Genomic DNA, 4,435 nt, shown 5'->3' with positions numbered 1-4,435 from the left:
CGTCATGTCGCGCTGGAGGATGCAGAGGAAGACTTTCAGCATTCTGGATGAGTACGGAGTACGGAGTACGGAGTACGTCGTACCGCCCCGACAATGCCTCCGGAGATGGATCGACAGGATGCGCCCGACGGACTCGGCAGCAGCCGGTCGAGCGACCGTGCGGCCCCGCCGTACTCCGTACTGCGTACTTCGTACTTGTCAGGCCCGATCATTGCGACGGCGAACCGGCAAGCGTCAGCCGCTGAATCTCACCCCGCGTGAGCTGAACCTCCTGATGCGTCGTCAACACAACAGCACCCCCGTCGGCCACGTGGCCAGCGATGAGCTGCTCCAAGAGCGCGACGGCATCGGTGTCCAGCGCGGTGAAAGGCTCGTCCAGGATCCAAAGCGGCGCCTTGCTCAATATCAAGCGTGCCAGCGCGACGCGCTTCTTTTGCCCTTGGGACAGCATCCGTGTTGGCAGGTCTTCGAAGCCGGCGAGGCCGATTCGGGCCAGTGCACTGAGGATCGCGGCATCGTTCACCGGGTCTTGGTCGAGCATGGCGGCGACGCGCAGGTTTTCCTGGCCTGTCAGATCCGCCTTGATGCCGTTCAGGTGGCCGAAATAGAGCACCTCGCGGTTGTAGTCGTCCGCAAGCGCATCGATGGTCTCCCCGCGCCAGCGGATGCTGCCCGCGTCGGGGCGCAGCAGGCCGCAGAGCGCTCGCAGCAGGGTGGTCTTGCCGCTGCCATTACGCCCGCGCACATGCAAAAGGGTACTGGCGGCCAGACGGAAGCTGAGACCGGTGAACAGCGTGCGGTCGCCGCGACGGCAGGATAGGTCCTCGACCTCGAGCATGGGGGCGGTAGCGGGTCCGGGGTGATTCGGATGGCGAAGATGGCCGCGACAGGTCGCCAGCGCTTGCGCGCAAATGCTCGGCGACGGGCACCGCTGCTGCGCGCCGGCGAGACGATACAGCCTGCCCGCCGGTATCACAACCGGCCGCGGGCCAGACGGTTGACGCGCCACACGTTGCCGCGCGGTTACAATTGGCGGTTGAGCTGTGCCCGGCGCCACCGTAGCCGGGTGTGCATACTGTCGCGGGGGCACCGCCTGCCGCACTTTCGGGAGTCTCGCCTTGCAGCCGTTCTACATCATGGTTTTCGCCGCCGGCCTGGTGGCTGCCGGATTGTTGTTCCGTGTGCTGGGCTTGTTCGGCCGGCTCATCCGGCCGCGGCGCGTGCTGGCCTACCAGCGTCGGGACGAGTTCCTGAACTTTCAGGAGCGGCTCTGCCTCGGCACCGTGGAGGAGGCCGTGGGACGGGATTTTCGCGTCTTCTCACGGGTTGCGGCGGGCGCCGTGCTTGCGGGCGATGTGATGCTCGGCAGGCGGCGGCGACGTGCCGCCGAACAGGCATTGGCGGGCCGGATGTTTGACTTCTTGGTCTGCTCGGCGGCGGATGCACATCCACTCTGTGCGGTATTGGCGAGCCCGCCGGAGCCCAGCCGACGCCGACGGCGAGAGGTCAGCGAGCTGCGCTCGGCGTGCACGGATGCTGGGCTGCCGGTGGTGGAGCTGGCGCTGGCGGACGGCTATGAGCTGACGGCTATTCGCCAACAGCTGCTGGACGCCATCGAGAGCGCGGAAGTGCGTATTGCGCCGACGCCGGACCCGATGGCCGCTGACGAGGAATCGCTGCTCGCCGAGCTCGCGGCTGCCATGCAGGAGCCGGATGGGCGAGGCCCAGGCACCCGCCCGCGGCGCTGATGCGAAGACGCGGTCCGCGCCGCGGTGGCCGCGGCAAGCCTCAGGCCGGCCGTGAGGTATCCAGCAGCAAACGCCCGCCTTGCACTGTCACCCGGAAGGTCGCGATGGGCTCATCTGCCGGGGGCTCCTGGGGCTCCCCGGTTTCCAGGCTGAACCAGCTGCCGTGCAGGGAGCACTTGATGTAGGCACCGTCAAGGCACCCGTAGGACAACGGATAGTCCTCGTGACTACAGTTGTCCTCCACGGCGTAGAAGCGCTCATCCACCCGGGCGATGATGTAGCTGCGTCCGGCGACCTTGACGGCGATGAACTTGCCGGGCTCGATGTCGCCGGCAGCGCCGACGTCAATGACTGAATCTGCCATACCGGCCTCCTCAGCGCAGCCGGCGCGCGGCAGCGCCAGAGTCCAGCACAGCCCGGATCCGGTCGGCACCCGCGTGCTGCGTCTGCTCCCGGCCCAAGTGCCAGAGAATCAGGGCGCCGGAGAACACCAGGCTGTCGTAAGTCGGGCCGCGCTGGCCCTCCAGTGCGGCCATACCGGCCTGGGCCGCCGCGCGGGCCGTGGCTGGCACGTCCACAGCAACGGCGATCTCGTCGCCGGGGCGGCTGGTGGTGGGCAGGTCCTCCGGCAGCGGCACGGCGCGTATGTTTTGCTCAATGCCAAGCTCGCCCGGATCGATGTCGAAGGATTGCTCCTCGCCCATGCGCTGGTAGTTGAAGCAGACACCTTTCTGGCGCAGCGAAGGCACGACACCGCCCTCGACGCCGCGCACGAGCAGCGCCGAGTCGAAGCCCGCGTGGCGCGCGAGCAAGGCGTAGATACGCGGGTAGGGCTTGTGCACGTAGCCAGTGACCAGATGGGTCTTCTTACGCCCGTGAATGGGCCGAGCCATAACCTCGACGGTGGTGATCACCTGACGCTTGACGATGGTGCCACGCAGGGGCACCAGGTCGTGCACCTTGGGGGCGAAGGCGCGCTGGTCGACATAGCTCCAGCCGATGGCCGGGTCGGCGATGCGCGCGGCCGCATCCGCCGGCGACAGGTCCACCGGCAGGCCGGCGGCCTCCAGGACATGACGATGTGTGACGCCGAACTTAGGCCCCACCGCGTCCAGGCCATGGCTCACCGCCGGCACGCCGCACTCGGCCAGTACCGGCGCCAAGAAAGGGGAGGCCGGCAGGCAGCGGTTGTAGCCGTCGTAGGGGTCGGCGATGTCCACCACCTCGTCAACGTCCGCGACGGCATGGTTGGTAGCTTCGCGCACGGCGTCCAACACACCCCGTTGCTCGTCATCGGTCTCGCGCTTCATGCGCATAGCAATCATGAAAATGCCTGCCTGCACTGGGTCCACCTCGGTGTCCAGGATGGCCTGCATGCCAAGGCGCGCCTCGTCCAGCGAAATGTCCTTCGAGAGCTCGGGGCCGGTGGCGATGCGCTGGATGATAGAGCGCATGGTGCGTTGGATTTCGTTCATCGCGTCTGACTGCCTGCTGTGTGGAACGTCATGCGCTGTTGCGCAGATGCCGGGTGCAATTCGGGGTCATTGGGCGGGGGTTCAACCTCCCCAGCGGCTCTGCAGTGGCTCCGCTGCCGCGGGCGCGATCCATCGGCACCAGGCAATGGGGCTCCAAAGCAGTGCCAGCGACGCAGCCGGCGATCCGCCCTTGTGTACGCCCTGTCAATCCCGCCAACGCTTGAGCAGGTCGCCATAGGCATCGATGCGCCGGTCGCGGAAGAAGGGCCAGATGCGCCGTACCGCCTCGGCGCGATTGAGGTCGATGTCCACGATGAGGTCCTCCGGCGCGGTCTCGGAGGCGGCGGCGAGGATCTCCCCCTGCGGTCCGCAGGCGAAGGAGCTGCCCCAGAACAGGATCCCGTCCTCGGGTCCTGCCGCGTCCGGCGCCGGCTCGAAGCCCACGCGGTTGCAGGCGAGCAGCGGCAGGCCGTTGGCGACCGCATGCCCACGCTGCACCGTGCGCCAGGCATCGAGCTGGCGGCCGCGCTCGTCCTCGGGGTCGGCCGGGTCCCAGCCGATGGCGGTGGGGTAGAGCAGGAGCTCAGCTCCCCCGATGGCCATGAGCCGCGCCGCTTCCGGGAACCACTGATCCCAGCACACCAGCACGCCGAGCCGTCCGACGGCCGTGTCCACTGGCCTGAAGCCGAGGTCGCCAGGTGTGAAATAGAACTTCTCGTAGTAGCCGGGATCGTCGGGGATGTGCATCTTGCGATACAGGCCGGCCAGGCTGCCGTCGGCATCCAATACAACGGCGGTGTTGTGGTAGACGCCGGCGGCGCGGCGCTCGAACAGAGAGCCGACGATGACGACACTCAGCTCGGCGGCCAGCGCACCGAGGGCGGCGGTGCTCGGGCCGGGGATGGGCTCGGCAGCGTCGAAGCTGTCTGCACGCTCGCGCTGGCAGAAATAAGCGCCATTGTGCAGCTCCTGTAACAGCACCAACCGGCAGCCTGCCCCGGCGACGCGCCGGATGGCCTGCAGGCAGGCATCCAGATCTGTGCCGGGCTCTGTCTGGGCCTCGCGCTGGATGAGGGCGGCCTTGAGGCTTCGCATGCTGCTCCTGGTGGGGGTTGTCTTGAGACCGGTAGTGAGAGTGCCCCTCAGCGTGCCCCCTCAGAGCGAGGGGATGCACACCTGCGCTGGGGCGAGTGGGCTCGGCCGCGCTAAGGA

Annotated in this window: 5 protein-coding genes; 1 reads left to right on the top strand and 4 read right to left on the bottom strand. The window is 67.7% G+C overall.

The genetic code is table 11. The annotated features are described in order from the left end of the window. Positions 1–208: 208 nt before the first annotated feature. Complete coding sequence (ccmA, locus tag I6U14_RS06930; RefSeq protein WP_296897995.1) at positions 209–838, bottom strand: cytochrome c biogenesis heme-transporting ATPase CcmA; 630 nt, start codon at positions 836–838, stop codon at positions 209–211. A gap of 280 nt (positions 839–1,118) precedes the next feature. Here ccmA and I6U14_RS06925 point away from each other — a divergent pair, with 280 nt between their 5' ends. After that, positions 1,119–1,748: a DUF2726 domain-containing protein gene (locus tag I6U14_RS06925; protein WP_296897993.1), complete on the top strand. Its 630-nt coding sequence runs from the start codon at positions 1,119–1,121 to the stop codon at positions 1,746–1,748. Between the two features lie 40 nt (positions 1,749–1,788). On the opposite strand, the gene I6U14_RS06920 is transcribed toward I6U14_RS06925, so the two are convergent. The 3 genes from I6U14_RS06920 to I6U14_RS06910 form a co-directional block, all read right to left on the bottom strand. Continuing rightward, positions 1,789–2,112: a non-heme iron oxygenase ferredoxin subunit gene (locus tag I6U14_RS06920; RefSeq protein ID WP_296897991.1), complete on the bottom strand. Its 324-nt coding sequence runs from the start codon at positions 2,110–2,112 to the stop codon at positions 1,789–1,791. A 10-nt stretch (positions 2,113–2,122) separates the two neighbouring features. Continuing rightward, the gene (locus I6U14_RS06915) at positions 2,123–3,223 is read right to left on the bottom strand and encodes an anthranilate phosphoribosyltransferase (RefSeq protein ID WP_296897990.1); all 1,101 of its coding nucleotides are present in this window, start codon (positions 3,221–3,223) and stop codon (positions 2,123–2,125) included. A 204-nt stretch (positions 3,224–3,427) separates the two neighbouring features. After that, positions 3,428–4,318, bottom strand: coding sequence for a carbon-nitrogen hydrolase (locus tag I6U14_RS06910; protein WP_296897988.1), 891 nt, complete (start codon positions 4,316–4,318; stop codon positions 3,428–3,430). Between the last annotated feature and the right edge of the window lie 117 nt (positions 4,319–4,435).

This window comes from Thiohalocapsa sp. (genome assembly GCF_019695415.1).
GTDB lineage: Bacteria > Pseudomonadota > Gammaproteobacteria > Chromatiales > Chromatiaceae > Thiohalocapsa.
The sequence above is the reverse complement of the archived record's forward strand: the minus strand, read 5'-3'. Positions and strand labels throughout refer to the sequence as shown.